The sequence below is a fragment of the Nocardioides sp. genome, from assembly GCF_050699375.1.
GTDB lineage: Bacteria > Actinomycetota > Actinomycetes > Propionibacteriales > Nocardioidaceae > Nocardioides.
The window spans coordinates 1-26,585 of record NZ_JBOHDN010000291.1 but is presented as its reverse complement, the minus strand read 5'-3'; the positions used below and the strand labels follow the sequence as shown (position 1 = coordinate 26,585).

Annotated in this window: 24 protein-coding genes; 5 read left to right on the top strand and 19 right to left on the bottom strand. The window is 67.4% G+C overall.

The annotated features are described in order from the left end of the window. Positions 1-48: 48 nt before the first annotated feature. Both ACRDPS_RS20965 and ACRDPS_RS20960 read right to left on the bottom strand, forming a co-directional pair. Positions 49-1,242, bottom strand: a complete 1,194-nt coding sequence (locus tag ACRDPS_RS20965; protein ID WP_431503602.1) for an acyl-CoA dehydrogenase family protein — start codon at positions 1,240-1,242, stop codon at positions 49-51. 155 nt (positions 1,243-1,397) lie between these two features. After that, complete coding sequence (locus ACRDPS_RS20960) at positions 1,398-2,783, bottom strand: endonuclease/exonuclease/phosphatase family protein (RefSeq protein WP_431503601.1); 1,386 nt, start codon at positions 2,781-2,783, stop codon at positions 1,398-1,400. Positions 2,784-3,075: 292 nt separating this feature from the next. Between ACRDPS_RS20960 and ACRDPS_RS20955 the strand changes: the two genes are divergently transcribed. The 5 genes from ACRDPS_RS20955 (at position 3,076) to ACRDPS_RS20935 (ending at position 7,124) form a co-directional block, all read left to right on the top strand. Continuing rightward, entirely contained in the window at positions 3,076-4,404 is a 1,329-nt protein-coding gene (locus tag ACRDPS_RS20955; RefSeq protein ID WP_431503600.1) for a magnesium transporter MgtE N-terminal domain-containing protein, read from the top strand. Next, complete coding sequence (locus ACRDPS_RS20950) at positions 4,397-4,945, top strand: DUF1003 domain-containing protein (RefSeq protein ID WP_431503599.1); 549 nt, start codon at positions 4,397-4,399, stop codon at positions 4,943-4,945. Before ACRDPS_RS20955 ends, ACRDPS_RS20950 begins: the two co-directional genes overlap by 8 nt. A gap of 11 nt (positions 4,946-4,956) precedes the next feature. Continuing rightward, entirely contained in the window at positions 4,957-6,102 is a 1,146-nt protein-coding gene (locus ACRDPS_RS20945; protein WP_431503598.1) for an Mrp/NBP35 family ATP-binding protein, read from the top strand. Between the two features lie 18 nt (positions 6,103-6,120). Next, complete coding sequence (locus tag ACRDPS_RS20940) at positions 6,121-6,450, top strand: sec-independent translocase (RefSeq protein ID WP_431503597.1); 330 nt, start codon at positions 6,121-6,123, stop codon at positions 6,448-6,450. A 212-nt stretch (positions 6,451-6,662) separates the two neighbouring features. After that, a complete protein-coding gene (locus ACRDPS_RS20935; protein WP_431503596.1) occupies positions 6,663-7,124 on the top strand; it encodes an Rv3235 family protein in 462 nt (153 codons plus the stop codon). 94 nt (positions 7,125-7,218) lie between these two features. Here ACRDPS_RS20935 and ACRDPS_RS20930 read toward each other — a convergent pair whose 3' ends face one another. The 17 genes from ACRDPS_RS20930 to ACRDPS_RS20850 form a co-directional block, all read right to left on the bottom strand. Further along, positions 7,219-8,202 (bottom strand): hypothetical protein, encoded by a 984-nt coding sequence (locus ACRDPS_RS20930; RefSeq protein ID WP_431503595.1) that lies wholly within the window; start codon positions 8,200-8,202, stop codon positions 7,219-7,221. 80 nt (positions 8,203-8,282) lie between these two features. Continuing rightward, complete coding sequence (gene secA, locus ACRDPS_RS20925) at positions 8,283-11,246, bottom strand: preprotein translocase subunit SecA (protein WP_431503594.1); 2,964 nt, start codon at positions 11,244-11,246, stop codon at positions 8,283-8,285. A gap of 61 nt (positions 11,247-11,307) precedes the next feature. Continuing rightward, entirely contained in the window at positions 11,308-12,528 is a 1,221-nt protein-coding gene (locus tag ACRDPS_RS20920) for a winged helix-turn-helix domain-containing protein (RefSeq protein ID WP_431503593.1), read from the bottom strand. A 184-nt stretch (positions 12,529-12,712) separates the two neighbouring features. Further along, positions 12,713-13,042: a nucleoside triphosphate pyrophosphohydrolase family protein gene (locus ACRDPS_RS20915; RefSeq protein WP_431503592.1), complete on the bottom strand. Its 330-nt coding sequence runs from the start codon at positions 13,040-13,042 to the stop codon at positions 12,713-12,715. Next, complete coding sequence (locus tag ACRDPS_RS20910) at positions 13,033-13,452, bottom strand: hemerythrin domain-containing protein (RefSeq protein WP_431503603.1); 420 nt, start codon at positions 13,450-13,452, stop codon at positions 13,033-13,035. The genes ACRDPS_RS20915 and ACRDPS_RS20910 overlap by 10 nt, the downstream gene beginning before the upstream one ends. Next, positions 13,449-13,625, bottom strand: coding sequence for a hypothetical protein (locus tag ACRDPS_RS20905; RefSeq protein WP_431503591.1), 177 nt, complete (start codon positions 13,623-13,625; stop codon positions 13,449-13,451). The genes ACRDPS_RS20910 and ACRDPS_RS20905 overlap by 4 nt, the downstream gene beginning before the upstream one ends. 222 nt (positions 13,626-13,847) lie before the next feature. Continuing rightward, positions 13,848-14,528 (bottom strand): response regulator, encoded by a 681-nt coding sequence (locus tag ACRDPS_RS20900; RefSeq protein WP_431503590.1) that lies wholly within the window; start codon positions 14,526-14,528, stop codon positions 13,848-13,850. A gap of 126 nt (positions 14,529-14,654) precedes the next feature. Continuing rightward, the gene (gene hpf / locus ACRDPS_RS20895) at positions 14,655-15,296 is read right to left on the bottom strand and encodes a ribosome hibernation-promoting factor, HPF/YfiA family (protein WP_431503589.1); all 642 of its coding nucleotides are present in this window, start codon (positions 15,294-15,296) and stop codon (positions 14,655-14,657) included. Between the two features lie 407 nt (positions 15,297-15,703). Then, positions 15,704-16,456 carry a ComF family protein gene (locus tag ACRDPS_RS20890; RefSeq protein WP_431503588.1) on the bottom strand — a complete coding sequence of 251 codons (753 nt, stop codon included), beginning with the start codon at positions 16,454-16,456 and terminating at the stop codon, positions 15,704-15,706. 82 nt (positions 16,457-16,538) lie between these two features. Beyond that, positions 16,539-18,257 (bottom strand): LpqB family beta-propeller domain-containing protein, encoded by a 1,719-nt coding sequence (locus ACRDPS_RS20885; protein WP_431503587.1) that lies wholly within the window; start codon positions 18,255-18,257, stop codon positions 16,539-16,541. Then, positions 18,254-19,870, bottom strand: a complete 1,617-nt coding sequence (gene mtrB, locus ACRDPS_RS20880) for an MtrAB system histidine kinase MtrB (RefSeq protein WP_431503586.1) — start codon at positions 19,868-19,870, stop codon at positions 18,254-18,256. Before mtrB ends, ACRDPS_RS20885 begins: the two co-directional genes overlap by 4 nt. After that, positions 19,867-20,574 carry an MtrAB system response regulator MtrA gene (mtrA, locus tag ACRDPS_RS20875; protein ID WP_431503585.1) on the bottom strand — a complete coding sequence of 236 codons (708 nt, stop codon included), beginning with the start codon at positions 20,572-20,574 and terminating at the stop codon, positions 19,867-19,869. The genes mtrB and mtrA overlap by 4 nt, the downstream gene beginning before the upstream one ends. A gap of 171 nt (positions 20,575-20,745) precedes the next feature. Continuing rightward, positions 20,746-22,185: an adenosylhomocysteinase gene (gene ahcY / locus ACRDPS_RS20870; RefSeq protein ID WP_431503584.1), complete on the bottom strand. Its 1,440-nt coding sequence runs from the start codon at positions 22,183-22,185 to the stop codon at positions 20,746-20,748. 152 nt (positions 22,186-22,337) lie between these two features. Further along, entirely contained in the window at positions 22,338-23,297 is a 960-nt protein-coding gene (locus ACRDPS_RS20865) for a DUF808 domain-containing protein (protein ID WP_431503583.1), read from the bottom strand. Between the two features lie 128 nt (positions 23,298-23,425). Continuing rightward, positions 23,426-24,244 carry a substrate-binding periplasmic protein gene (locus ACRDPS_RS20860; protein ID WP_431503582.1) on the bottom strand — a complete coding sequence of 273 codons (819 nt, stop codon included), beginning with the start codon at positions 24,242-24,244 and terminating at the stop codon, positions 23,426-23,428. Positions 24,245-24,361: 117 nt separating this feature from the next. Continuing rightward, on the bottom strand, positions 24,362-25,174 hold the full coding sequence (locus tag ACRDPS_RS20855) for a substrate-binding periplasmic protein (protein ID WP_431503581.1): 813 nt from the start codon (positions 25,172-25,174) through the stop codon (positions 24,362-24,364). Between the two features lie 254 nt (positions 25,175-25,428). Then, on the bottom strand, positions 25,429-26,241 hold the full coding sequence (locus ACRDPS_RS20850; protein ID WP_431503580.1) for a substrate-binding periplasmic protein: 813 nt from the start codon (positions 26,239-26,241) through the stop codon (positions 25,429-25,431). Positions 26,242-26,585: the final 344 nt, after the last annotated feature.

The window sequence follows — 26,585 nt, the reverse complement described above, 5'->3', positions numbered from 1 at the left end:
CGACGAAAGTGCACTTTCGTCGCCCACAAACCCGCTGATCCGGCCGGTTCAGCTCTTGTAGTCCTTGAGGAGCGAGCGTCCGATGATCATCTTCTGGATGTCGGAGGTGCCCTCGCCGATGAGCATGAACTTGACCTCGCGCATGATCCGCTCGATCTCGTACTCCTTGGAGTAGCCATAGCCGCCGTGGATGCGGAAGGAGTCCTCGACGACCTCGTTGGCGTACTCGGAGGCGACCATCTTGGCCATCCCGGCCTCCACGTCCATCCGCTTGCCGGTGTCCTTGAGACGTGCGGCGCGGACCATCATGTTGTGGGAGACCTCGACCTTGGTGCCCATCTCCGCCAGCCGGAACAGGACCGCCTGGTGCTCGGCGATCTTCTTGCCGAAGGTCTGACGCTGCTGGGAGTAGGCGATCCCGAGCTCGAAGCCACGGATCGCCAGACCGCAGGCGCGGGCGGCGACGTTGACCCGGCCGACCTCGACACCGTCCATCATCTGGAAGAACCCCTTGCCAGGGGTGCCACCGAGGATCTGATCGGCCGAGATCTTGTGGCCCTCGAAGATCATCTCGGTGGTGTCGATGCCCTTGTAGCCCATCTTGTCGATCTTGCCGGGCACCGTGACGCCCTGCGCGGTCTCCCCGAAGCCCGGGGTCTTCTCGACCAGGAAGGTGGTCATGTTCTTGTAGACCGACTCGGCACCCTCGTCGGTCTTGGTGAGCACTGCGACCAGGGTGGAGGAGCCGCCGTTGGTCAGCCACATCTTCTGGCCGGTGATCTCATAGGAGCCGTCGGCCTGCTTGGTCGCCTTCGTGGACACCGCGCTCACATCCGACCCGAGCCCGGGCTCGGACATCGAGAACGCGCCCCGGACCTCGCCGGTGGCCATCTTCGGCAGGTAGTGCTGCTTCTGCTCCTCGGTGCCGTGCCGCATCAGCATGTAGGCCACGATGAAGTGGGTGTTGATCACACCCGAGACCGACATCCAGCCGCGCGCGATCTCCTCGACACACAGCGCATAGGTCAGCAGCGACTCACCCAGCCCGCCGTACTCCTCGGGGATCATCAGCCCGAAGATGCCCAGCTCCTTGAGCCCCTCGACGATGTCGGTGGGGTACTCATCGGCGTGCTCCAGCTCCTGGGCCACCGGGATGATCTTCTCGTCCACGAACTGACGAACCGTCTTCAGGATCTCCTCCTGGATATCGGTCAGTCCGTCTGTCTCCGCTAGGCGACCCATGCTCTTCTCCTACTCTCGGTGGTCGAGCCTGTCGAGACCACCATGACGTCTCACGGCGGCAGGTTACCAATCAGTAACCGGAAGCGCCGGGTGAGGAATCCCACAGTGCCGCACACAGCACCGTCCGGATAGACCCTAACTCTCTCGAGCCGAGCTCAGGACCGCCGTCCAGCGGCGGCGAAGAACGGCGTGAGCAGCTTGTCGTACGTCGCCCTGCTAACGCTCAGGTAGCCGGACCGCTCCCCGGTCCCGGCCGAGGCGGACATCTGGGTGCTGGAGCTGAAGCTGAACGCCGGGGTGGCGCCGGCCCTGCTGACCAGCAGCACCGATGCCCTGAGTCCGGCGCGGTCATAGCCCCGCGGACGCGTCACCGCCCAGCTCTTCTTGTCCACATCCTTGCCCAGGACCCGCTGCAGCGAGCGCATCTGGGACGTCGTGGTCCGCTCCGCGGTGACGACCTGGACCTGCGCGCCGCGCGACTTGGCCCGCTTCAGCGCCCTGACCACCCTGGCATTCGTCACGACCCGGGTGGCCAGGTGGACGACCTGGCCACGCTTGGTGCTGTTGATCGCCTTCAGGACCGTACGCAGCACGCTCTGCTCCTCGGCGGCGCTCATCCCCGGATCGGTGACTACGACACCTCGCCCGAACCGGACCCGATCGGAGCCCGCCGTCGAGGTGACCGGCAGCGGCGAGAAGTCGACGCTGACCGCGTTGTGGTCCGACTCGAGACCGATCGCACGCTGGTTGCCGGTGGCGAACCTGGCGATCCCGCGGGCGAGCACGTAGTCGATGGTGGACTTTCGTCCGTGCGTCACCAGTGCCTGCTGCGTGACGTCGTAGGTCGGGACGAGGTGCTTGGCCGCGAAGATCTCGCGCGGATAGCGCGAGCCGGCGTACTGCACGTTCAGGTCGCCGCCGACCATCACCGGCCCCCGCCTGGCCAGTGCCTTGACCAGCACGTTCAATGCACGGGCCGAGGGGCGGATCAGGTCGCCGTAGCGCTTGGACTTCGGTGCGAAGTGGGTGGCGACGACCGAGACGTTCCGGCCGGTCGCCCGGTTCTCGAGGGTCACCCAGTTGGCGTACCTGATCCCCCAGTGCAGTCTCTGGCCGGGCGGCTTGCCGTGCTTGTTGCTGATCTGGTGGATGCCCTTCGATGTCGCGGCCCACGACTTGTTGTCCCAGGCCACGGCCGTCGCCGACTTATACGGGCTGCCGCCCTTGCGCCACACCCGGTAGCGGCCCGGCTCGAGCAGCGCGGTCCGGCGGCCGTTCACCTCGTTGTAGGTGATGAAGTCGGGCGACCTGCCGACGACCTTCCGCACGTCCTTCTTGAACCTGGCCGTGCCCATGCTCGCCTTGATGTTGGCCTGGATCATCCGATATCTCGGCGGCGAGTACGAGACGGTCTGCAGGTCAGCGGCACCCGGGGCGGACGGCTCGGGCGGCGCCTGCACGGCGACGAGCGCGCCACCGACGAGTCCGATGGCGAGCCCCGTCGTGAGCAGGGCCCTGGCAGCACGGCGTCCAAACGACATGACAAGAGGTTGCGTACGCATCTGTTCGGGTCCCCTTCGCAGCAGCGGTGACCGGTCACACTGATCACATAGATAACTTTTGTAACACACACCTCTCCCAGATCGCCGCCTTCGTCCGGTGCGGTTCGGATAGTTCATCGAATTCGCGTTCCGCGACGCCCCGTGAGCGCCGAAGCGGCCTGGTGGGGCTCATGTCATAACGTTGGGCCGTGAGCGAGCGTCAGCGAGTGAACCAAACAACCATCACGCCGCCACGTCCGTATTCTGGCGCCTGCGCTACGGAGGTGGCGGCGTGAGTACCTCGCCCAACCGCGTCTACGCGGCACGCCTGGTCGGCCTTCCGATCTTCGACCCGCTCGGTGAGCAGGTCGGCAAGGTGCGAGATCTCGTGGTCACGGTCAGGTCCGACGCGCGCCAGCCGCGCGTGCTCGGCCTGGTGGTCGAGGTCTTCGGGCGCAGACGCATCTTCGTGCCGATGACCCGGGTGACGAGCATCGACTCGGGGCAGGTCTACACGACCGGACTGCTCAACATGAGGCGCTTCCAGCAGCGCTCTACCGAGACCCTGGTGATCGGCCAGATGTTCGACCGCCAGGTCACGATCCGCCCGACCGGCGTCTCCGGGACCGTCTACGACGTCGGCATGGAGCAGGCCCGCAACCGCGACTGGCTGCTCTCCCGAGTCGCCGTGCAGGAGGCTGCCAAGGGTCTGCGCCGTCGCGGCCAGACGCACGTGGTGGAGTGGAACGACGCCGAGGGACTGGCCAGCCGCTCTCCCACACAGGCCGCGACCCACCTGGTCCAGGCGATCCACGACATGCGCCCGGCCGACGCCGCGACGATGATCCACGAGCTTCCGCCCGAGCGTCAGCGCCAGGTCGTCGCCGCGCTGGACGACGAGCGGCTGGCCGAGGTGCTCGAGGAGCTGCCCGAGGACGACCAGGTCGCCATCGTGCGCGCGCTGGACTCCGAGCGAGCGGCCGACGTGCTCGAGGAGATGTCGCCCGACGACGCCGCAGACCTGATCGCCGAGCTGCCCGAGGAGACCGCCACCCTCCTGCTCGAGCTGATGCAGCCCGAGGAGGCCAAGGACGTCCTCCGGCTGATGTCCTACGAGGAGGACACCGCGGGATCGATGATGACGCCCGAGCCGGTCATCGTCGGCCCGGACGCCACCATCGCCGACGCGCTCGCGCTGGTGCGCAACCCCGACCTCACCCCGGCCGAGGCCGCCCTCGTCTACGTCTGCCGCCCGCCGCTGGAGACGCCGACCGGCAAGTTCCTCGGCATCGCCCACATCCAACGGCTGCTGCGGGAGCCACCGTCCACGCTGGTCGCGGGCGCGCTCGACGACTCCCTGGAGCCGCTGCGCCCCGAGGACAGCACCGAGCAGGTCGCGGCCCACCTGGCGACGTACAACCTGGTCGCCGCGCCCGTCGTCGACGAGAACGGGCACCTCGCCGGCGCCGTGACCGTCGACGACCTGCTCGACCATCTGCTCCCGGAGAACTGGCGCGAGAACCTCGCCCGCCAGGAGTCACCCACCGAGCCCCGTCCAGACACCCGTCCAGACACCAGGCCCAACAAGGTGATCCCGCCGGAGGTGGCACGCCGTGGCTGACACACGCGCCGCACGAGGCCGTCTCGACACCCCGCGCGAGCTGCGCAGTCCCCTGGTCAGGCGACCCACCTTCCGCGCCGACGCCTTCGGGTCCTTCGCCGAGGCCTTCGCCCGCTACATGGGCACCGCCCGGTTCCTCGCCTGGATGACGATGGTCGTGTTCATCTGGGTCGCCTGGAACACCCTGACCCCGTACGAGTGGCGCTTCGACGAGTTCCCGTTCATCTTCCTGACGCTCGCGCTGAGTCTGCAGGCCTCGTACGCAGCACCCCTGATCCTGCTCGCGCAGAACCGTCAGGAGGACCGCGACCGCGTGATCGCCGAGCAGGATCGCCGGATCGCGACCCAGTCCAAGGCCGACATGGAGTTCCTCGCCCGAGAGACCGCCTCGCTCCGGATGGCGCTGGGCGAGGTCGCCACTCGCGACTACCTCCGATCGGAGCTCCGGCTCCTCCTCGAGGAGCTGGACGAGCGCGACCGGCACCGGGACGGGACCGACCAGCCTTCGGGCGATGCTGGGGACTCCCCACGCACGACGTAGGGTTGGTCCTTGTGAGTAGCCCGCTTCTCGACCGTGTCAACGCAGCCCTGGCGACCGTTCAGGACCCGGAGATCAAACGACCCATCACCGAGCTGGGGATGGTCGACTCCGTGTCGATCGACGACGCCGGGGTCGTCAGCGTCAAGGTCCTGCTGACCGTCGCCGGCTGCCCGCTCAAGGACACGATCAACCGCGACACCACCCAGGCGCTCGAATCGGTCGACGGCATCACCGGCGTCGAGCTCGAGCTCGGGGTGATGACCAACGAGCAGCGTACGTCGATGCGTGAGTCGCTCACCGGAGGCCAGGCACAGCGGGAGATCCCCTTCGCCCAGCCGGGCTCCCTGACCAAGGTCTTCGCGATCGCGTCGGGCAAGGGCGGCGTCGGCAAGTCGTCGGTGACGGTCAACCTGGCCGTCTCGCTGGCCCAGCAGGGCCTCAAGGTCGGCATCGTCGACGCCGACATCTACGGTCACTCCGTGCCCGCGATGCTGGGCGTGGCCGACTCGCGCCCGACCCAGGTCGACGACCTGATCATGCCGGTCCCGACCGCCTCCGGCGTCTCGGTGATCTCGATCGGGATGCTGAAGCCGCGCCGCGACCAGGTGGTTGCCTGGCGCGGACCGATGCTCGACCGGGCGCTGGTCCAGATGCTCTCCGACGTCTACTGGGGTGACCTCGACGCGCTGCTGCTCGACCTGCCCCCGGGCACCGGCGACGTGGCGATCTCGCTCGGCCAGCACCTGCCCAACGCCGAGATCGTGGTCGTCACCACCCCGCAGGAGGCCGCCGCCGAGGTGGCCGAGCGCGCCGGCACGATGGCCGAGATGATGCACCAGCGCGTCGTCGGCGTCGTGGAGAACATGTCCTGGCTGGTCCTGCCCGACGGCTCCAAGATGGAGGTCTTCGGCTCCGGCGGTGGCCAGCGGGTCGCCGACACGCTCTCCCAGCGCTTCGGCTCGAAGGTGCCGCTGCTGGCCCAGATCCCGCTGGAGCAGACGATGCGCGAGTCGGGCGACGCCGGGAAGGCGATCGTGGAGTCCGACCCGACCGCCGAGTCGGCCAAGGTGCTGGCCGAGGTGGCACGTACGATCTCCGGCCGCGGCCGCGGCCTCGCCGGCATGCAACTGGGCCTCACTCCCACCGCCAAGCCGTAGGCCTGTAGGTTCACCTCCGTGTTCGGCATCGGCTTCGCGGAGCTCGCCGTCATTGTCGTGATCGCGATCCTGGTCTTCGGTCCGGACAAGATCCCCGACATGGCACGGCAGATCGCCCGCATCCTTCACCAGGTGCGCAACCTGGCCAACAACGCACGGGACGACCTGCGCGGCGAGCTGGGGCCTGCCTACCAGGACCTCGAGCTGCGCGACCTCGACCCCCGCCGGATCGTCAGCAAGCAGATCCAGGACGCTCTCGCCGACATCGAGCAGGAGGAGGCCCGCGCCAAGGCGCCCAAACCTCTCCTGGCCGGCGAGATTCCGCCGTACGACGACCAGGCGACGTAGCACCTAGCCGGTCACTCCTGTCTCCTTTCGTCACATCAGCACCTTTTTGTTACCCATTGGTTTAGAAACCAAAATCTTGGGTAAGAGGAGGTTGACTGCGATGAAAGGAGCTTGCTCCCATGAGCGCTCTACCGTCTCGGGAACCAGACCCCGAAGAAGAGCCGGGACCGCCCCGGCCACCGAATGAAGTGCCCCTGGCCGACGTCCAAGGCATGTTGGGCTTCGACCTCCAGCCACGCCTCGACCCGCCTCGCCCGTTCGGCGACGATCCCGACGATGGCGACGACGCCGTCTCGCCACCGATCCCCATCGTCCCGGCCGACGGCCATCTGCGCGGCTGGATCCCTCAGTTCGCCCAGAAGGCGGCCGAGGTCGTCGGCGGCGACCGTCCCGCGAGCCAGCTGGTCCGCTGGACGACCAAGGACGTCTACGCCGAGCTGAGATACCGGGCCAGTCTCACCGCTCGCTCAGGCGCGTACGACCCCGGCACCGGCCGCAACCAGCCGATCCGTCCACGAGTGCAACGCTCGCACGTCTACGAGGTCTCCGACGACATCGTCGAGGCCAACGTCACCATCAAGTTCGGCGAGGGCTTTCGGGCGCTCGCGGTCCGCTTCGAGCGCAACAGCCAGGACTGGATCTGCACCGTGCTCAACTTCGGGCACTACGACTGACGCCCGGCCTCACCATCATCGACCGTCTCCGTCACAGAACGACGATAGCCCGTGGAGCGCTATACGTACCAGGTACGTATAGCGCTCCACACCTTCAGCATTTGGCCATGTCGCAGGCGTCACCGCACCGACGCACCGGGCCTGGCCAGCCGTTGCGGGCCAGGATCTTGCCGACCCGCGCTGCCGTACGACACGGAGTGTCGAAGACCTGGTGCCAACGCAACCGCGCGGTGACCGAGCCGAGCTGAGCGAGGTCGTCGAGATCCCGATCGGCATCGCGTGCCTGGTCGCGCCACGACTCATGCCCCAGTGCTCCGTCGAGCTCGACGACGAGACCGTACGCCGCGTACTCGACGTCGCGGAACTGGCTGCCGCTCGGCCCCACCCGCAGGGCCTGCCGCTTCCCCGCCGGCAGACCGTGCGGGCGCTCGACCTTGGCGAGGTAGCCGTGCTCGAGTACGGAGTGGGTGCCTGCCTCCAGGTCGTCGATCATCCCTGCGATGAGTGATCTGCGACGGAGCGACGGATAACGCTCCAGGGCGGCGCGCAGCGTAGCGGCGGTGACGTAGGTCCTGCTCGCGACCTGGGCGAACGCCGCGATCGCGTCGACCTCCTTGCGGGCCTCGTGCGCCATCATCAGGGCGTTGTCCTCGACGTTGAGCCTGGGAGGCGTGCCACCGTACGTTCTCGGAGCGAGGTCGGCGAGCCGATGGATCACCAGACCGTCCTGAGGCCTGACCCGGCGCGACTTGTCGATCGCAACGTGGATGGGGTCTCCGGCATCGCGGCCCTTCGGCTGCTCGAGGCTGATCCAGCACAGGAACGCCGGTTCGGCGTACAGCACCGCCGCCCACGCTCGTTGTGTCCAGGTGAGCGGGCCGGTGTGACCGGCATAGACGCGAGGATGGACGCGGCGGAGCTCGTTGCGCCGCAGTCGGCGTTCGATGTCGATCCGGGTCACCCCACCGGCGATGAGCTGGGCGTACGAAGCGACTCCGTCCTGCATCCGGAGCTGCGAGGCGAGCAGTCCCGCGGCATGGACCCGCTCGGCCTCACCATCATCGACCGTCTCCGTCACAGAACGACGATAGCCCGTGGAGCGCTATACGTACCAGGTACGTACAGCGCTCCACGGGTTCGCTGCTGAGAGTGGTGGCCTCAGCCGTTGACGCGGGTGGTGAGCCCGGTCGGGCCGCCGGGGCGGCCGTGGCACTGCTTGAACTTCTTGCCCGAGCCGCAGGGGCAGGACTCGTTGCGGCCGACCTTGGCGAACGGGTCGTCGGCGTTGCTGACGGTGTTGTTCTGCGCCTCGGCCTGGCCCTGCTCGTCGGGGCCGGAGAAGGCGAGGTGCTTGGGAGTGGCCGGCTTCTGCAGGCCCCGGGCGCGGATCTGCGGCGAGCCGCTCGGGGTGCGGCCCGCGGCGTCCGCCTCGGCCTTCAGCGCGGCGGAGATGTCACCGAGGCCGCCGGCCTGACCGACACCGACCGGAGGCTCGGCGAGAGCACCCTCGTGCATCGGGCCGGCGTGACGGGTGCCGTCGGGGTGGTAGTGGAACTCCGGCTCTGCCGGCTCGACCTGGACCTCCAGGTTGAACAGGTAGCCGACCGCGGCCTCCTTGATGCCGTCCATCATCGCGGTGAACATGTCGAAGCCCTCGCGCTGGTATTCCACCAGCGGGTCGCGCTGGGAGTAGGCCCGCAGCCCGATGCCCTCGCGCAGGTAGTCCATCTCGTAGAGGTGCTCGCGCCACTTGCGGTCCAGGACCGAGAGCACGACCTGGCGCTCCACCTCGCGCATGCCCTCGTCGCCGATCTCCTCCTCGCGGCGGTCGTAGGCGTCCTGGGCGTCCTTCTTGAGGACCTCGATGAGCTCCTGGCGGTCGAGGTCGTCCTTGCTGCCGCCGGCCTCCTTGATCAGCGCGTCCGGGTCGACCGAGACCGGCCACATCTGCTTGAGGTCGGTCCACAGCTGGTCGAGGTCCCACTCCTCGGCGTAGTCCTGGGTCGCTCCGGTGACGACGCCGGCCACGACGTCGTCGATGAACTCCCGGATCTGCTCCTCGAGGTCGGCGCCCTCGAGGACCTCGCGGCGCTCGGCATAGATCACCTTGCGCTGGCGGTCCATGACATCGTCGTACTTGAGGACGTTCTTGCGGGACTCGAAGTTCTGGCCCTCGACCTGGGTCTGCGCGTTGGCGATCGACTTGGTCACCGACTTGGCCTCGATCGGCACGTCGTCGGGGATCTTCAGCGTGGTCAGGATGCGGTCGACCCACTCGCCCTTGAACAGGCGCATCAGGTCGTCCTCCAGCGACAGGTAGAAGCGGGACTCGCCCGGGTCACCCTGACGTCCCGAACGACCGCGCAGCTGGTTGTCGATACGCCGGGACTCGTGGCGCTCGGTGCCCAGGACGTAGAGGCCACCCAGCGTGGTGACCTCCTCGTGCTCGGCGGCGACCTGCGCCTTGATCCGCTCGACGGTGGGCGCCCAGCCCTGTTCGTACGCCTCGGCGGTCTCGCCCGCGGGCTCCAGGCCCTGCTTGCGAAGCTCCTGGTCAGCCAGGAAGTCCACAGAGCCACCGAGCATGATGTCGGTGCCTCGACCGGCCATGTTGGTGGCCACGGTGACGGCGCCCTTGTGGCCGGCCAGCGCGACGATCTTGGCCTCGTCGGCGTGGTACTTCGCGTTCAGCACGGTGTGCGGGACGCCGCGCTTCTTGAGCGTGTTGGAGAGGTATTCCGACTTCTCCACCGACACGGTGCCGACCAGCACCGGCTGGCCCTTCTTGTGGCGCTCGACGAGGTCGTCGGCGACGGCGTCGTACTTGGCCACCTCGGTGCGGTAGACGAGGTCGGCCTGGTCGTCGCGGATCATCGGCTTGTTGGTCGGGATCGGGACCACACCGAGCTGGTAGATCTTGTCGAACTCCGACTCCTCGGTCATCGCCGTACCGGTCATGCCGGAGAGCTTCTCGTAGAGACGGAAGTAGTTCTGCAGGGTGATGCTCGCGAGCGTCTGGTACTCCTCGCGGACCTTCACCCCCTCCTTGGCCTCGATCGCCTGGTGCAGGCCGTCGTTGTAGCGGCGACCGGCGAGCATCCGGCCGGTGTGCTCGTCGACGATCAGGACCTCGTCGTTCTGGACGACGTACTCCTTGTCGCGGCGGAACAGCTCCTTGGCCTTGATCGCGTTGTTCATGAACGAGATCAGCGGGGTGTTGACGGCCTCGTAGAGGTTCTCGATGCCGAGGTGGTCCTCGACCTTGGTGATGCCGCGCTCGAGGACCGCGATGGTGCGCTTCTTCCGGTCGACCTCGTAGTCGGAGCGCGCGATCTCGAGATAGTTCTCCCTGCGGGTCGCGTCGGTCCACCCGGTCACGTCGATGCCGTCCATGGTCGCGGCGATCGTGGAGAACTCGTCGTACCACTTCACGTCGTCGTCGGTCGGGCCCGAGATGATCAGCGGCGTGCGGGCCTCGTCGATGAGGATCGAGTCGACCTCGTCGACGACCGCGAAGAAGTGACCGCGCTGGACCAGGTCCTCCATCGAGGAGGCCATGTTGTCGCGCAGGTAGTCGAAGCCGAGCTCGTTGTTGGTGCCGTAGGTGACGTCGCAATTGTAGGCCTCGCGCCGCTGCGCCGGGGTCATCTGGGGCAGGATCACGCCGACCTTGAGTCCGAGGAAGCCGAAGATGCGGCCCATCATCTCGGCCTGGAACTTGGCCAGGTAGTCGTTGACCGTGACGATGTGGACGCCCTTGCCGGCGAGCGCGTTCAGGTAGGCCGGCAGCACCGCGGTCTGGGTCTTGCCCTCACCGGTCTTCATCTCGGCGATGTTGCCGAGGTGGAGCGCCGCACCGCCCTGGACCTGCACGTCGTAGTGACGCTGGCCCAGGACCCGCTTGGTGACCTCACGGACCGTGGCGAACGCCTCGGCCATGATGTCGTCGAGGTCCTCGCCCTTCTCGAGGCGTTGCCGGAACTCGTCGGTCATCCCGCGCAGCTCGTCATCGCTCATCGCGACGAACTCGTCCTCGATCGCATTGACGGCCTTCGAGATGGCCTCGAGCTCACGAAGGATCTTGCCTTCGCCGAGGCGAAGGATCTTGTCGAGAATTGCCACGGTGGCGGGCTCCTACTAGCGGCAGACAGATAGCACGGTCACTCTACCCACCCGACGGTCGTCACCGGCAGGCGACGGCGAGGAAGGCAGCCAGGTCGCCCCTGGGATCGACCTCGATCGTGTCCATGCCCAGCCAACCGGCGAGCCGCTCGAGCTCGGCCGCCAGCTCGACGGCCGTGTTCTCGGGCGAGCCCGGCTCTGCGTACGCGCCCTTGACCTGGAGGACCCCGCTCCTGCGGTCGGCCTTCAGATCCACGCGGGCCGCGATGTGCTCGCCGAGAAGGAACGGCAGCACGTAGTAGCCGTGGATCCGCTTGGGCGCCGGCGTGTAGATCTCGATCCGGTAGAAGAAGTCGAAGAGCGCCTCGGTGCGCTCCCGCTCCCAGACCAGCGGGTCGAACGGGCTCAGCAGCGCGCGGGCGCCGATGCGGCGCGGGAGGCGGCTGCCGGAGAAGAGGTACGCCTGCTTGCGGATGCCTTCGACCGTGACCCGCTCCACCTCGCCGGCGTCGATGAGCAGGTTGAGTGCCGCGGTCGTGTCGTCGACGCGCATCCTGAAGTAGTCGGCGATGTCCTTGGCGGTGCCGACGCCGTGCGACCTCGACGCACGGCGGACGAGCTCGAGGTGGGCCTCCTCCTTCGACGGTGTCGGAGCATCGAGGTGGATCCGTGGGATGACGCGCTCGGGCAGGTCGTAGGCGACCTCGAACTGGTCGTTGCGGTGCGAGATCGCCAGCTCGCCGAACATGTAGAGGATGTCGAGTGTCTTGCGGGAGTCGGACCAGTTCCACCCCCAGTGGTCCTTGCTCTGCGGCCCGGCGTCATCGAGATGCTTGGCCGCCTCACGTGCCGTCATCGCCCCCTGCTCAGCCACCAGCGCGAGCACCTTCTCCTTCATCCCCTCCGGGACGCTTCCCCACCACTTCGAGCCCTTCTGGGCTCGGTAGTGGTCCATCCGCCACTGCATGTGCGGCCACAGCTCGACGGGCATATACGCCTGCACGTGAGCCCAGTACTCCACCATCCGGCGGTCCCTCTGCCCCTTGCTGGCACGATGCAGGAGCCCGGTGTCGTACGCCCCCATCCGGCTGTAGAGCGGCATGTAGTGCGCCCGCTGCAGCACGTTGACCGAGTCCACCTGGAGGACGCCGGTCCGCTCCAGGGTGCGCTGGAACGTACGCATCGTGGGGGCCGTGTGGGGTTTGTCGGCGAACCCCTGCGCGGCCAGCGCGATCCGGCGGGCCTGGGAGCGGCTGATTGTCTGGGAGGTGGGCGATGGCACGGTATCGACTCTAGAGCCGGTTCCGGACAGGAGCCGTCCGGAAACCGGACTCACATCATGCGGGGATCCGGAACGCGATCTGGCAGCGGCCATCCGAGGTGCCGGTCCGACGTGCGACACGCCGAGACGCGGCGTGTCGTGCCCTCACTGGCCGACGTTTGTGGCCGCCACCCGACGAGATCCCTCAGCGGCTGTCTCCGCTGCCGCCCAGAGCGCCGCGCTGCTGGCGGTCGGCGAGCTTCTTGATGTTGAGCTCCGCGACATCAGCAAGTGGGATGTCGAAGTGATCGGCCAGCACCGCGAGGTACCAAAGCGTGTCGCCGAGCTCCTTGGCGAGATCCTCCCGCTCCCACCCGGTGAAGTCGCTGGCGCTGTCCCGCACGATCTTCTTCGCCTTCTCGGCGATCTCCCCGGTCTCCCCGACCAGCCCCAGCAGCAGGTGGAACACCTCGTTGGGCTTGTCCTTCCTCGCCGCGGTCCGCAGGGCCGCCTGCTGATAGGAGTTCATGTCCATGGCGGTGACCGTACCGTCGTTGCCCTGGAGGTGTGCGCCCGCTGGAGGGCGAGCGCGGCACCCGGCGCCGATCTCCACGCTCCGCCATGACCCGACGCGACCTGACCCGGGGACAGCGGGCCGAAGACCGCGCCCACGTCCGCATCCAGCGCCAGGCCCTCGAGCACCCCGAGCAGCTTGCGCTCCTCGAAGCGGAAGTGGGACTCCATGATCGCGGCGATGCCCTCGAGGTGCTTCCCGAGGTCTTCGGGGGTGGCGGCCTGGTCGACGGCGGCCTGCAGGCCGTCGAGGAGGTGGCCGATCATGGAGTGGTCCTGCTCCAGGTAGCGGATCGTCTCCCGGAGCTCGGGGTGGGCTCGTGCGATCGCCGGGAAGAGCTCCCGGTCCTCGCCCTCGTGATGGCCGGTCAGGGCAGCACAGAACCCGTGGCAGAACAGCAGCAGGTCGCGCGAGCCGCAGGCTCGGCGGGATCTCCCGCGGCGATGGCCTCCTGCGTGACCCGCAGGGCCTTGCGCAGGCGCTCGTGCACGTTGCGCATCTCGTTGCTCCAGGCGATCAGCCTGGTCTTCTCGCCCTCAGTCACGTGAGGGCGAAGGGGACGACAACATCAGTCGATCTCCTTCGTGTCCGGCGCCTCCATGCCTGACACGGTCTGCCACCGGCACGCGACGCTGGCGCCGACCCTATCGGAGCGGCCGCTGCGACCCCAGGCATTTTCCCGCCATGGCGGGAAAATGCCGCCCGCCGGCGTCCGACCCGCCCGCACAATCCCGCCATGGCGGGAAAATGCCCGCGGCGGCCCGCCTCAGTTGACGTCGAGGAGCTTCTGCTTCACCGCGTACATGACCGCCTCCATGCGCGAGTGGGCCTGGAGCTTCTCCAAGATGTTGCGTACGTGGTTCTTCACGGTGTTCTCCGAGATGAACAGCCGCTTGGCGATCTCGCGGTTGTTGAGACCCTTTGCGACCAGACCGAGGACCTCGAGCTCGCGGTCGGTGAGCTTGGGGCCGGGGACCGGGGAGCGGTCCGGGGAGGACATCTGCTTGAACTCCTCCATCAGCTTGACCGCCATGGCGGGGCTGATCAGGGACTGGCCGTCGGCAACGACCCGGATCGCCTGGGCGACCTGGTCGATCGAGGAGTCCTTGAGGAGGTAGCCCATCGCGCCGGCCTTGACCGCGTCGTACAGGTCGGCCTCCTCGTCCGAGACCGTGAGCATGATGATGTTGGCCGAGGGCACGGCCTCCTTGATGGCGACGCAGGCCTCCAGGCCGGTCTGCTTGGGCATGCGTACGTCGAGCAGCACGACATCCGGAGCGGCGGCCGCAGCGCGCTCGGTGCCTTCGATGCCGTTGGTCGCCTCACCGATGACCTCGATGCCGGGCTCGCTCGCGAGCAGCGCGACCAGTCCTCTACGGAATAGCTCCTGGTCGTCGACGACCAAGACACGGATCGGCTCACGATCAGGACCAGAGGTAGATGGCACGAATGCATCATGGCACGTATCCCCTGAATGGACAGGGAATGGCCGGGACTCCCCCATCCAGGGGATAGGAAAGTCCCGGCCAGTGTGCTTCAGACGCTTTTCGTCCTCAGACGAGCGTCGCTGTCCTCAGACGAGATCGGTGCGGTCGAGCGCGATCACGCCGTAGTCGTATCCCTTGCGGCGGTAGACGACGGACGGTCTCGTCGAGTCCTTGTCGACGTAGAGGTAGAAGTCGTGTCCGACCAGCTCCATCTCGTAGAGCGCCTGGTCGAGCGTCATCGGCTCGGCGGAGTGGGTCTTCTCCCTGACCACCAAGGGCCCCTCGCCCGTCACGGTGATCGGGCCGACCTGGTGCTCACGCACCGTGTCGTCCTCGAACTCGTCGCTCTCGGACGTCGTTGCCAGGCCGTCGGGCTCGATGCCCGCCAGTGCCTGTCCCACGGAAACCGGCGTACGACGGCCGCGGTGAACCCTGCGGCGGTCGGCGGCGCGGCGCATCTGGGAAGCCATCTTGTCGAAAGCCAGGTCCAGCGCCCCCATCTTGTCCTCGGCACACGCCTCGGCCCGGATGACCGGACCCTTCGAGTGCGCGGTGAGCTCGACGTGCACGGCGCCCTTGTGCTGGCGCGGGTTGGGCTCGTTGTCGACCTCCACGTTGATCCGGATGATGCGGTGGTCATGCTTCTCGAGCTTCGCGAGCTTCTCTGTTACGTGGGCGCGATAGCGGTCTGAGACCTCAGCGTTGCGGGCCGTGACGACAACTTCCATGGGTACCTCCCGGTGTTTTGGGGGTTGGTGGAATCCCGGACGATCAGCTCATGCGACCTCCGGGATAAGGAGTCCGCCTGGCCGACCTGGTCTTCGACCCCACAATCGCCTGCTGAGGCTTAGCAGCTTGGTGCCACTCCACCTTCTCCGTGCCGGTTCCCGTATCTGACGAGATGGCATGGGCAGGACTTATCTCTAAGCCGCACCGTGATCCCCTTGCCCCAAGATCTGGGTGCGTAGGGTTACGTGGACCGCTTCGCCTGCGACTGGCATCGGCTTGCCGCTCGGATGCCCGCACTGCGGACCTCTCTGCGACGCAACCACGGACCCAGGCGGACTCCATGTAGTGACGGTAGTTCGCCCCGGTGTCCCAGGAAAGGGCTTCTCAAGAATTACATGGTGGTTTCCTACGTTTGAACACGAGACCGACGCTGGGTGGCCGCTACGGTCGCGATGGCCTTGACGTGGAGCCCGGCCGATTCCAGCGCTCGCTGGGCCTCGCGCGCAGTCGCGCCGGTCGTGATCACGTCGTCGCACACGATGAACGTCGCCCGCGGTGTCATCCTGGCGAGTGTCCGGATGCCGGACGCCGGGCAGGTGATCGAGCCGTCGAGGTTGGCCTGCCGCTGCCGGGAGTCGAGCCCGGCCTGGTCGGCGACACCGGGCCTGGTGCGGAGCAGCTGATGATGACGTACGCCGACCCCGAGCTGTCTCAGGACCGAGGCTGCCCCGCGGGTGATCGCCGAGGTGCTGTCCAGGCCGCGCTCTCGGACGGATGCTGGTCGCGACGGGACCGGGACGAGGATCGTCGTGCCGGCGCCCGGGCCGGAGCCAGCGCCGGTGCCAGTGCCAGCGCCGGTGCCGGTCTTGGCCAGGGCCTCGAGGACGGAGAGCGCGAGCAGGTCGGCGAGGGGCTTGCGGAGCCCGAGGAGCTGATGCTCCTTGAGACCGATGACGAGCTGCTTGAGCGTGCCCTCGTAGGCGCCGGCGGCGAAGGCGGGGACGATGCCGGCCGGCGCCGGAGTCGGTGGGCTCGAGTGCGCTCGGGCCGGGAGGCCTGCGCGGCAGGCGGGACAGAGCAGGCGGCCCGGGCGGCGGCAGCCCACACAGGTGCCGCCGACGACCAGGTCGTGCCAGGCGTCGACGAGGCGGTTGCTCATGGCCCGAGTCGATCAGGGCATCGGCCGTGGGGCAACCGGATACGGCGTACCTGTGGATAAGGCTGTGGACAACGAGCGTGAGTCAGCCTTGGTAGGTCACGTCGGAGAGGTCGGAGGGCAGGGCCAGGTCGAACCTGTCGAGCGGGTCCAGGAGGGTCCAGCCCGAGATGGCGTAGAGGCGGGCCGAGAGCACCGGGGAGCCGACGACGCCGGTGACCCGGTCGCTGAGGGTGTAGCGCTCGCCGCTGGGCGCGCCGTCGAGCGAGACCGACTGGAAGAGGGCGGTCGAGCTGATCTGCTGGACCGCGACGATGGTCGTCGGCGAGGTCCAGGCGACGTCGGTGACCTGCATGGTCTCGGCGTCGGGGTGCGGCAACAGGACCGCCGAGGTCGCGGTGGTGATCTCGCCCTTCGAGGTGGCCTGAAGCCGGCTCACCACGATGCGGTCCGAGGACTCACCGTCGATCACCGCGACGAACCGGGTGCCGTCACGGGAGACCAGGAACCGGGTCACGTTCTCGCCCGTCACTCCCGGCACGGCGACGCGGACGAGACGGTCACCGTCTACGTACATCACCCGGGCGCCGGTCGGAGCCTTGTCGACCAACCACAGCCGACCGGCCAGGTCCCAGGTGGGCCGCAGCAGCCGGGTGCCGGTCACCGGCGCCGGCCCGAGCTCGGCGTCGCTGCTCAACCGGCCGACGAGGACGCCGGTGCGGTCGGCCGTGATCGCGGCAGCCTTGGAACCTTCGGCGTTGACCGCGACGTCGGTCACCCCATGAGAGCTCGCCCAGCCGCCGAGCACCGGCACCCACGGGTCGTCGTTCTCACCGGTGCTGGTCACCAGCGCGCCACCGCGCAATGCATAGAGATCGACCCTGGACGAGGTGCCGTTCGGGTCGTAGCCGCCGCCGTTCTCGACGTTGAACGTCTCGCCGTAGCCGGGGAGCATCACCGGCTCCCCGTCGATCGTGAGCCGGATGCGTTCCACGCTGGTGTCCTGCCGCAGGGTCCAGGCCAGCTGGGCGCCCATGAGCCGGAGGTCCTCGGAGCTGTGGTCTCCCAGGTCACCGGCGAGGTCGACCTCGGCGACCCCGTCGCGTACGTCCACCGAGCGCGGCTCCTTCGCCGCGGCCGGGAGCGCGCTGCGGATCACGCCCTGCTCCTCTTCCCCGGGGCCGCTCAGCAGGCTGGAGACCAGCGTGGTGGCGTACGAGGTGCCTTTGGGGGCGAAGATCGGCTCCGGCACCAGGGTCCGGCCGGCCGGCTCCACGTAGTAGATGTTGCTGCGCGCATAGTGGGTCAGGAACCAGTCCTCCTCGACGACCAGGGCGTTCGGCGCCGCGCTGATCCGCCACTCCCCCTCGGTGCGGGTCAGCTCGAAGTCGAGGATCGCCTCCGATTTGGCCAACGCGCCGCGCCACACGCCGCGCTCATCGAGCCAGCCGGCGTCCTCCAGCTCGACCGACACCCGTGGCGAGGAGCTGACGTGGCTGCCGAGCTCGCCGTAGACCAGGGTCCGGCCGGCCGGTGCCCACTGCATCGCCGCCCCCTTGGTGAGGTAGCGACGGGCGTACGCCGTGCTCATCGGCGTGGCCTTCATGGCGTCGAGGAACCCGTCCACGATCTCGCCCGGTGAGGCACCCACGCGCGGAGCGCCCGGGTTGTAGGGGATGACCTCCTCCTGCGCGTCCGGCGCCGCCAGGTCGACGCGTTTCACGGGGCCCGAGTCGGGCACGCCCGAGCAGGCCGAGACGGCGAGCGCGACGGCGGTCAGAATGGCAGCGAAGGCGGATCTCACGATGCCTCCAGGGTGTCGCGCGCATCCACCGGTACGAGCGGGAGCGGGCTGTGCCGCAGCGCCGCACCGGCATGGCGCGGCAGCGTGAGGCGGAACTGCGCTCCCTGGTCCGGGCGCCCCCAGGCCTGCAACCAGCCGCCGTGGAGGTGTGCGTCCTCGAGCGAGATCGACAGGCCGAGGCCCGTGCCGCCGCTGGATCGGTCGCGGGCGGGGTCGGCGCGCCAGAAGCGATTGAAGACCAGCGCCGTCTCCCCCGGGGCGAGCCCGACGCCGTGGTCGCGCACCGTGAGCGCGGCGGCGTGGTCATCGCTGTCGACCCTGATGGTGACGGTCTGGCCGATGAGGGCGTGGTCGGTGGCGTTGGCGACCAGGTTGCGCACGATCCGCTCGACCCGGCGATGGTCGACCTCCGCGATGCACGGATGGTCCGGAGCGATGATCTTCAGCTCGATGTCACGCTTGTCGGCAAGCGGCGCGTACGCCTCGACGACGGCTTGCGCCACCGCGGTCAGGTCGGTGTCGTAGAGGTCGAGCACCGCGGCCCCGGCGTCGAAGCGGCTGATCTCGAGCAGGTCACCCAGGAGCGTCTCGAACCGGTCCAGCTCGGTCTGCAGCAGCTCGGCCGCGCGGGCCGTCGGCGCGTCGAAGCTCTCCCTGGCCTCGTGGAGGACGTCGCTGGCCATGCGGACGGTGGTGAGCGGCGTACGCAGCTCGTGGGAGACGTCGGAGCTGAACCGTCGCTGGATGCGGGAGAGGTGCTCGAGCTGTCTGATCTGGTTCTGCAGGCCGCTGGCCATCTGGTTGAACGAGATCGCCAGGCCGGTGAGGTCGTCGGCGCCGTGGACGACCATCCGTTCCTCGAGGCGGCCCGCGGCGAGCCGCTCGGCGGTCCTGCGGGCGATCCGGATCGGGGTGACGACGTGGCGGGTCACGATCCAGCTGCCGACGCCGATCAGCAGGATCAGGATCGCGCCCGCGGCCAGCAGCCCACGGGTGAGGACGCCGAGGGTCTCCTGCTCCTGGTCCATCGGAAAGAGGAAGTAGATGTTGTACGTGTCGTCGTGCAGCTCCAGCTGCGACCCGATCACGATGCCGGGGGTCGAGGACCGTTCGCCGTCGTCGTAGGAGATCCGGGTATAGGTCCACGACGGCTCGGCACGTATCGCCTGGAACTGGTTCTCCAGGGCGCGAGGGACGCTGCGTACGTCGAGGCCCGGCGTCCATTCGACGCCGTCGTCACTGATCAGCCCCGTCGTCGGCGTGACCGGACCGGCGATGACCACGCCGTAGCCCCGCGAGACGCTGCGCTGGATGATCGGATCGCCGAGATCGTTGCGCTGCAGCGGCGGACCGCCGTTGGCGCCCGAGGTCTCCGCGATGCTCGTTCGCGCCGCGGCCAGCTCCTCGGAGGCCTCCCCCTTCGCCGCCGCGACCCGGTCCTGCACCATCTCGTCGCCGATCTGCTCCAGCAGGATGAGGCCGACCAGGCTGACGGCGGCCGCGGTGAGCAGCACGGTGTAGACCACGACCCGGGTCTGGATGGACCGGCGCCACACCGAGAGGAGCTGTTTCGGGACCCGGCGCACTGCCCGGGTCACCTGCTGGAGCGTCACACGGGCCCTGCCTTGTAGCCGACGCCGCGAACGGTGACGACGATCTCGGGGTTCTCCGGGTCGTGCTCGACCTTGGAGCGGAGCCGCTGGACGTGCACGTTGACCAGCCGGGTGTCGGCGGCGTGGCGGTAGCCCCACACCTGCTCCAGCAGCACCTCGCGCGAGAAGACCTGGTGCGGCTTTCTGGCCAGGCACTCCAGGAGGTCGAACTCGAGCGGCGTCAGCTGGATCTGCTCGCCCTCACGGACGACCTGGTGGCCGGCGACGTCGATGGTCAGGTCGCCGATCTCGAGGATCTCGGGCAGCGCATCGCCGTGCCGGCGGACCCGCGCCCGGATCCTCGCGATCAGCTCCTTGGGCTTGAACGGCTTCACCACGTAGTCGTCGGCACCGGACTCCAGGCCCACGACCACGTCGACCGTGTCGCCCTTCGCGGTGAGCATCACGATCGGCACACCCGACTCGTTGCGGATCTGCTTGCACACCTCGATGCCGTCCATCCCAGGGAGCATCAGGTCGAGCAGCACCACGTCGGGCTTGTAGTCCTGGAACGCGCTGAACGCCAGGTCACCGCGGGCGACGAGTCGTGAGTCGAACCCTTCTTGGCGCAGCACGATCGCAAGCATCTCGCTCAGCGAGGCATCATCATCGACGACGAGGACCTTTCCCTTGGCGGGCTGGTCGGAAGCGCTGCGATCGGCCATACGCCCGATTCTGTCACCAGTGGCGTGCGACACATCACATGAGCCCACCCAATAACGCGCGAGTCGGCTCGTCCTGACCCGATTCCTTGCCGAGTCGGCTCGTCATAACGAGCCGACTCGGCGAGGGTTTCGGTCAGAACGAGCCGACTCGGCGAGGGTTCAGACGGGTGCTCAGTAGCGGTAGAGGTCCGACTTGTACGGGCCCTCGACCGGAACGCCGAGGTAGTCGGCCTGCTCCTGGTTGAGCACGGTGAGCTCGACACCCAGCGCGTCGAGGTGGAGGCGGGCGACCTCCTCGTCGAGGTGCTTGGGCAGCACGTAGACGTCGATCGGGTACTCGTCCGTCTTGGTGAAGAGCTCGATCTGGGCCAGCGTCTGGTTGGTGAACGAGTTCGACATCACGAAGCTCGGGTGCCCGGTGGCGTTGCCCAGGTTGAGCAGGCGGCCCTCGGAGAGCACGATGACCTTCTTGCCGTCAGGGAAGATCCACTGGTGGACCTGCGGCTTGATCTCGTCCTTGACGATGCCCGGGATCTTGGCCAGACCGGCGATGTTGATCTCGTTGTCGAAGTGACCGATGTTGCCGACGATGGCCTGGTTCTTCATCTTCTCGAAGTGCTCGACCCGGATGATGTCGAAGTTGCCCGTCGTGGTGACGAAGATGTCGGCGTACTCGACGACCGACTCCAGCGCCCTGACCTCGTAGCCGTCCATCGCCGCCTGCAGTGCGCAGATCGGGTCGATCTCGGTGACGATGACGCGGGCGCCCTGGCCGCGCAGCGACTCCGCGGAGCCCTTGCCGACGTCGCCGTAGCCGCACACGACCGCGACCTTGCCGCCGATCATCACGTCGGTGGCGCGGTTGATGCCGTCGATGAGCGAGTGGCGGCAGCCGTACTTGTTGTCGAACTTGGACTTGGTGACCGAGTCGTTGACGTTGATCGCCGGGAAGAGGAGCGAGCCCTCCTTGAACCGGTCGTAGAGGCGCAGGACACCGGTGGTGGTCTCCTCGGTGACGCCCTTGATGCCGTTGGCGATGTTGGTCCAGTGCTGCGGGTCGTTCTGCAGCGAGCGGTCGAGGACCCGGAGGACCTCCTTGAACTCCTCGTTGTCGGTGGAGTCCTGGCCGGGCACGGAGCCGGCCTTCTCGAACTCGACACCCTTGTGGACGAGCAGCGTGATGTCGCCGCCGTCGTCGAGCAGCATGTTCGGGCCGACCTTGTTGCCGGCCTCGTCGGTGAAGTCGAAGACCTTCTCGGCCTCGTCCCAGTACTCCCCGAGGGTCTCGCCCTTCCAGGCGAAGACGGGGGTGCCCTTCGGGTCCTCGGGAGTGCCCTCACCGACGACGACCGCGGCGGCAGCGTGGTCCTGGGTGGAGAAGATGTTGCAGGTGGCCCAGCGGACGTCGGCCCCCAGAGCGGTCAGCGTCTCGATCAGAACACCGGTCTGGATGGTCATGTGCAGCGAGCCGGCGACGCGGGCGCCCTTGAGCGGCTTGTCCGTGCCGTAGCGCTCGCGCATGGCCATCAGGCCCGGCATCTCGTGCTCGGCGAGGGAGAGCTCCTTGCGGCCGTACTCGGCCAGGCTCAGGTCGGCAACCTTGTAGTCCATGGTTATTCCTTACCGAAGAATTGCGGGCCTGCGTCGCGCATCTGCGCACCAGCGGGATCTCCCACGCAGGGTCTCCTCAGACTACAAGCGGCCCCGGCGGTCTGCGGTAATCCTGAGCGGCAAACGCGAGGTGATCATCAGGTGACCTGCGCTCAGTGCTTCTTCCCGAAGGGAAGCAGGTGGAGTACGCCCACCACGACCGCACCGACGATGAGGCCGATGACCGCGGAGAAGAAGGTGTTGACCAGCCACCCGGCCGCAGCGCCCACCGAACCGAGCGCGTGCGCGACCTCCTCCTCGAGGTGGTGGACGGTGTCGTAGGGCCACGCCCAGCCGGGGTGACCCGCGGCGAGGCCGTTGACGTCGTGGACACCGACCAGGATCAGGTGACCACCGACCCAGAGCATCGCGATGGTGCCGATGACCGAGATCGCGGCGAGCACCTTCGGCATGGCCGAGACCATGCCCAGGCCGAGGCGCTGGGAGAACGCACTGGAGCGCTGGGAGAGCGACAGGCCGGCATCGTCCATCTTCACGATCAGGGCGACCACGCCGTAGACCACGATCGTGATCAGGAACGCGACCGCCACCAGGGCGCCCAGACGCATCCAGAAGCCCTGGTCGATTACCTCGTTGAGCGCGATCACCATGATCTCGGTGGAGAGGATCAGGTCGGTGCGTACGGCGCCCGAGATCATCGTCTTCTCGGCCTCGGGACCCACCTCGACGACCGGCGTATCGTGCGCGTCCTCGTGCGGCCGGACCCATTCCAGCACCTTCTCGACGCCCTCGAAGGCGAGGAAGGCGCCGCCCAGCATCAGGATCGGGGTGATCGCCCATGGTGCCCACTGCGCCAGGATCAGCGCCACCGGGAGGATGATCAGCAGCTTGTTGCGCAGCGAGCCGATGGCGATCTTCTTGATGATCGGCACCTCGCGCTCGGCGGCGATGCCGTGGACATACTGCGGGGTCACCGCGGTGTCGTCGATGACGACGCCCGCGGCCTTGGCCGAGGCCTTGCCCGCGGCCGCGCCGACGTCGTCGACAGATGCGGCAGCGAGCTTGGCGATGGCGGCGACGTCATCGAGCAGTGCGAAGAGTCCGGCGCTCATACCGTCGCCTCCGTCGTGAGGGTCGAAGAATACGGGGGCGACGACCTGAGGCCTACTGTCGTTCGCTGTCGCTCGCTCATGCCCGGAACCTTAGCGGGTGGGGCGCGCCCTTCGCCCGACGGCGCGAGTTACTCGACGCCCTGCTCACGGAACAGCTCCGAGAGCGGGTACTCCCTGAAGTACTCCGTCTTGATCCGCAGCCAGGTCCCGTTGATGATCATGTCGTCCAGCGCGCTGTTGGCCTGGTCCTGGAGCCCGTCGCCCTTGCGGAAGACGAAGGCGATCGGTGCCTTGTCCGACGGGAAGACGATCCGCTCCTCCATCGGGATGGGGGCGTGCTTGATCAGACCCTCGGTGAACGGCGCGTCGTAGAAGAACGAGTCGGCCTTGCCCTCTGCGACCGCCTTCAGCGCCGCGGGCTCGTTCTTCCGCTTCACGATCTCGGCCTTGGGGAACTGCGCCTTGAGGATGCTCTCCTGCGCTGTGCCGTCCACTATCGCGACCCGGGTGCCGTTGATGTCCTTGAGCTTCTTGATCGGCGAGTCCTTCGGGGTCGTGAAGGACAGGTAGGTCACGAAGTAGGGGTGCGAGAAGTCGTAGGCCTCCTCGCGCTCCTCGGTCACGCTGACCTGGGAGGCGATCATGTCGATCTCGCCCTTGTCGAGAGCGGTGAACAGGTCGGCGAAGTCCATCGGCACGAACTCCGGCTTGATATCGACGGTCTGGGCGACCTCGAGGGCCATCTCGTAGTCGAAGCCCTTCGCCTTCGAGCCCTCGGTGTAGTAGACCGGGGTGCTGTTCAGGACACCGACCCGCAACTTCCCGTCGTCCGCGGCGCTGCTGCGCTTGGCGCTGGAGGGGCTGCCCGGCTCGACGGTGTTCGAGACGACGATGAGGATCACCAGAAGGGTGACCGCGCCAGCAAGTATGAACTTCAGGGATTTCATGCGACGTCCTGGTTGGGGGGAGTGGACTGCGCCTTGACGCTGTGACCTGGCCCGATCCGGGTCGGCTGGCATCGTAGGCTACTGGACTTCAAGCGCCCCAAAACGGGGCGACCGGGATCAGGCGCCCTTGTCCTTGAAGACCTCGGAGAGTGGGTACTCCTTGAAGTACTCCTTCTTGATCTTCAGCCAGTCCCCGTTGAGGATCATGTCCTCGAGGGCCTGGTCGATCTGCGCTTTGCGCGGGTCGTTCTTCTGCATGACGAACCCGATAGGTGCGTCGTCGGCCGGGTAGACGATCGACTCCTTCAGCTTGATCGGCGCTCGCTTGATGATCGGAGCGGTGTAAGGAGCGTCGTAGAAGAATGCGTCCGCCTCACCGCTCTGGATCGCATCGACCGCGGCGTCCTCGTCCTTGGCCTTGACGATGTTGACGTTCTCGTACTGCTCGGCGAGGTAGCGCTCGTGGATGGTGCCCTCGACGACCGCGACGTTCTTGCCGTTGACGTCACCACGCGTCTTGATGGCAGTACCCTCGGGAGTAAGGAAGGACAGGTAGGTCACGAAGTACGGCGCGGTGAAGTCGAAGTCCTGCTTCCGTTCCGCGGTCTCGGTGACCTGGGCGCCGATCATGTCGATCTTGCCCGTCGCGAGGGCCGGGAAGAGCTCGTTGAAGTCCATCACCTCGAACTCCGGCTTGGCGCCCATGCTCTCGGCGACACCGAGCGCCATCTCGTAGTCGAAGCCTTTGGTCACCCCGTCGACCTTGTAGTACGCCGGCTCGGTGCCGTCGACGCCGATCCGAAGCGTGCCTCCCGCGGCGGCGCTCTCCTTGTCGGTAGCGTTCGGGGCGGGGTCAGAGAGCTGCCCGCCGAGCACGAGCGCCACTAGGAGTGCCAGGGCGCCGGCAATGACGTACTTGATCTGGTTCATGCGAAACGAGTCCTGTTTTTCCGGGATGGTGGGGCAAGCCGGGCACGTCGGCGCCGAGACCGAGACGTGTGGCCAGGAGTGGCCGGATGATGTTGCATCAAACACCTGTCCGCTCCCCCGCGTCCAGGTTTTCGAACATCATCGTGACGTTCCGTGAGTCAAACCCCGGCGCATGCGTGATGTAGATCACATCGATCGTTCACCAAAGTGAGCCGGTCATCATTGACCGGAACCAAACGCAGGCAATCGGAAGTTCAGACGCCCTTTTCCGAGAAGACCTCCGAGAGCGGGTATGCCTCGAAGTAGTCCGTCTTGATCTTCAGCCACTCCCCATTGAGGACCATGTCCTCGAGGACGTCGTCGATCTGCCCCTTGCGCGGGTCGCCCTCCCGGATCACGAACCCGATCGGCGCCTCGTGGGCCTGATAGACGATGGGCTCCTTCAACGGGATCGGCGCACCCTTGATGATCGACCGAGAGAACGGCGCGCCGTAGAAGAACGCGTCGGCCTCGCCTCGCCCGATCGACCTGACCGCGGCATCCGCGTCCCGGGCCTTGATGATGTTGACGCCTCGATACTGCTCCTCGAGGTACTGCTCGTGGACGGTGCCGTCGACGACCGCGATGTTCTTGCCGTTGACATCCTCGCGCGTCCGGATGGCCGACCCCTCGGGAGCGAGGAAGGAGACGTACGTGACGAAGTACGGCGCACTGAAGTCGAATCCCCGCTCGCGCTCCTCGGTCTTGGTGACCTGCGCTCCGATCATGTCGATCTTGCCCGCCTTCAGGGCCGGGAAGAGCTCGTTGACCTCCATCTCCACGAACTCCGGCTTGGCGCCCATGCCTTCGGCAACGCTGCGCGCCATCTGGTAGTCGAAGCCCTTGGCCACACCACCGACCTTGTAGTAGGCGGGCTCGGCGCTGTCGACGCCGATCCGAAGGGTGCCGGCGACCGAGGCACTCGCCTGGTCGGTCGCATGGGGCACAGGGTCGGAGAGACGTCCGCTGAAGACGACGATGCCCAGGAGGGCCAGGGCACCGGCGACGACGAACACGATCTGCTTCATTCGGGGGATCCGTTCCAGGGACGGGCAGGGCCCGCCCAGCGGGATCTACCGAGAGCCGAAGGCGCCCACCACAACGTGGCTGAACTGTTGCCAACCCAACAGCGGACCACACCCGGCGTCCAGAGGTCTCGGGTCAAGTCGAGACACCGCAACCCCACCCTGACCGTAAGACATGAGGCAGATCACATGGCTCTGTCTGCGATACGGACTAGTGGTCTGAGCCGATAGTTCGTCCCTGGTCCGTCGTCAGGGTGCGTGCTGGGCAAGGCGCCCCCGCGAAGGCATACCGGGGTCTTTCGAGCGGGGGCAACGCCGCCCAGTGCGTGCCATGGCGGCGGACCGGG

Coding starts and splice junctions, on each gene's coding strand:
- ACRDPS_RS20965 (WP_431503602.1), bottom strand. CDS start 1,242: ATGGGTCGCCTAGCGGAGACAGACGGACTGACCGATATCCAGGAGGAG.
- ACRDPS_RS20960 (WP_431503601.1), bottom strand. CDS start 2,783: ATGTCGTTTGGACGCCGTGCTGCCAGGGCCCTGCTCACGACGGGGCTC.
- ACRDPS_RS20935 (WP_431503596.1), top strand. CDS start 6,663: ATGTTGGGCTTCGACCTCCAGCCACGCCTCGACCCGCCTCGCCCGTTC.
- ACRDPS_RS20915 (WP_431503592.1), bottom strand. CDS start 13,042: ATGGACATGAACTCCTATCAGCAGGCGGCCCTGCGGACCGCGGCGAGG.
- hpf (WP_431503589.1), bottom strand. CDS start 15,296: ATGGAAGTTGTCGTCACGGCCCGCAACGCTGAGGTCTCAGACCGCTAT.
- ACRDPS_RS20890 (WP_431503588.1), bottom strand. CDS start 16,456: ATGAGCAACCGCCTCGTCGACGCCTGGCACGACCTGGTCGTCGGCGGC.
- mtrA (WP_431503585.1), bottom strand. CDS start 20,574: ATGGCCGATCGCAGCGCTTCCGACCAGCCCGCCAAGGGAAAGGTCCTC.
- ahcY (WP_431503584.1), bottom strand. CDS start 22,185: ATGGACTACAAGGTTGCCGACCTGAGCCTGGCCGAGTACGGCCGCAAG.
- ACRDPS_RS20865 (WP_431503583.1), bottom strand. CDS start 23,297: ATGAGCGCCGGACTCTTCGCACTGCTCGATGACGTCGCCGCCATCGCC.
- ACRDPS_RS20860 (WP_431503582.1), bottom strand. CDS start 24,244: ATGAAATCCCTGAAGTTCATACTTGCTGGCGCGGTCACCCTTCTGGTG.
- ACRDPS_RS20855 (WP_431503581.1), bottom strand. CDS start 25,174: ATGAACCAGATCAAGTACGTCATTGCCGGCGCCCTGGCACTCCTAGTG.
- ACRDPS_RS20850 (WP_431503580.1), bottom strand. CDS start 26,241: ATGAAGCAGATCGTGTTCGTCGTCGCCGGTGCCCTGGCCCTCCTGGGC.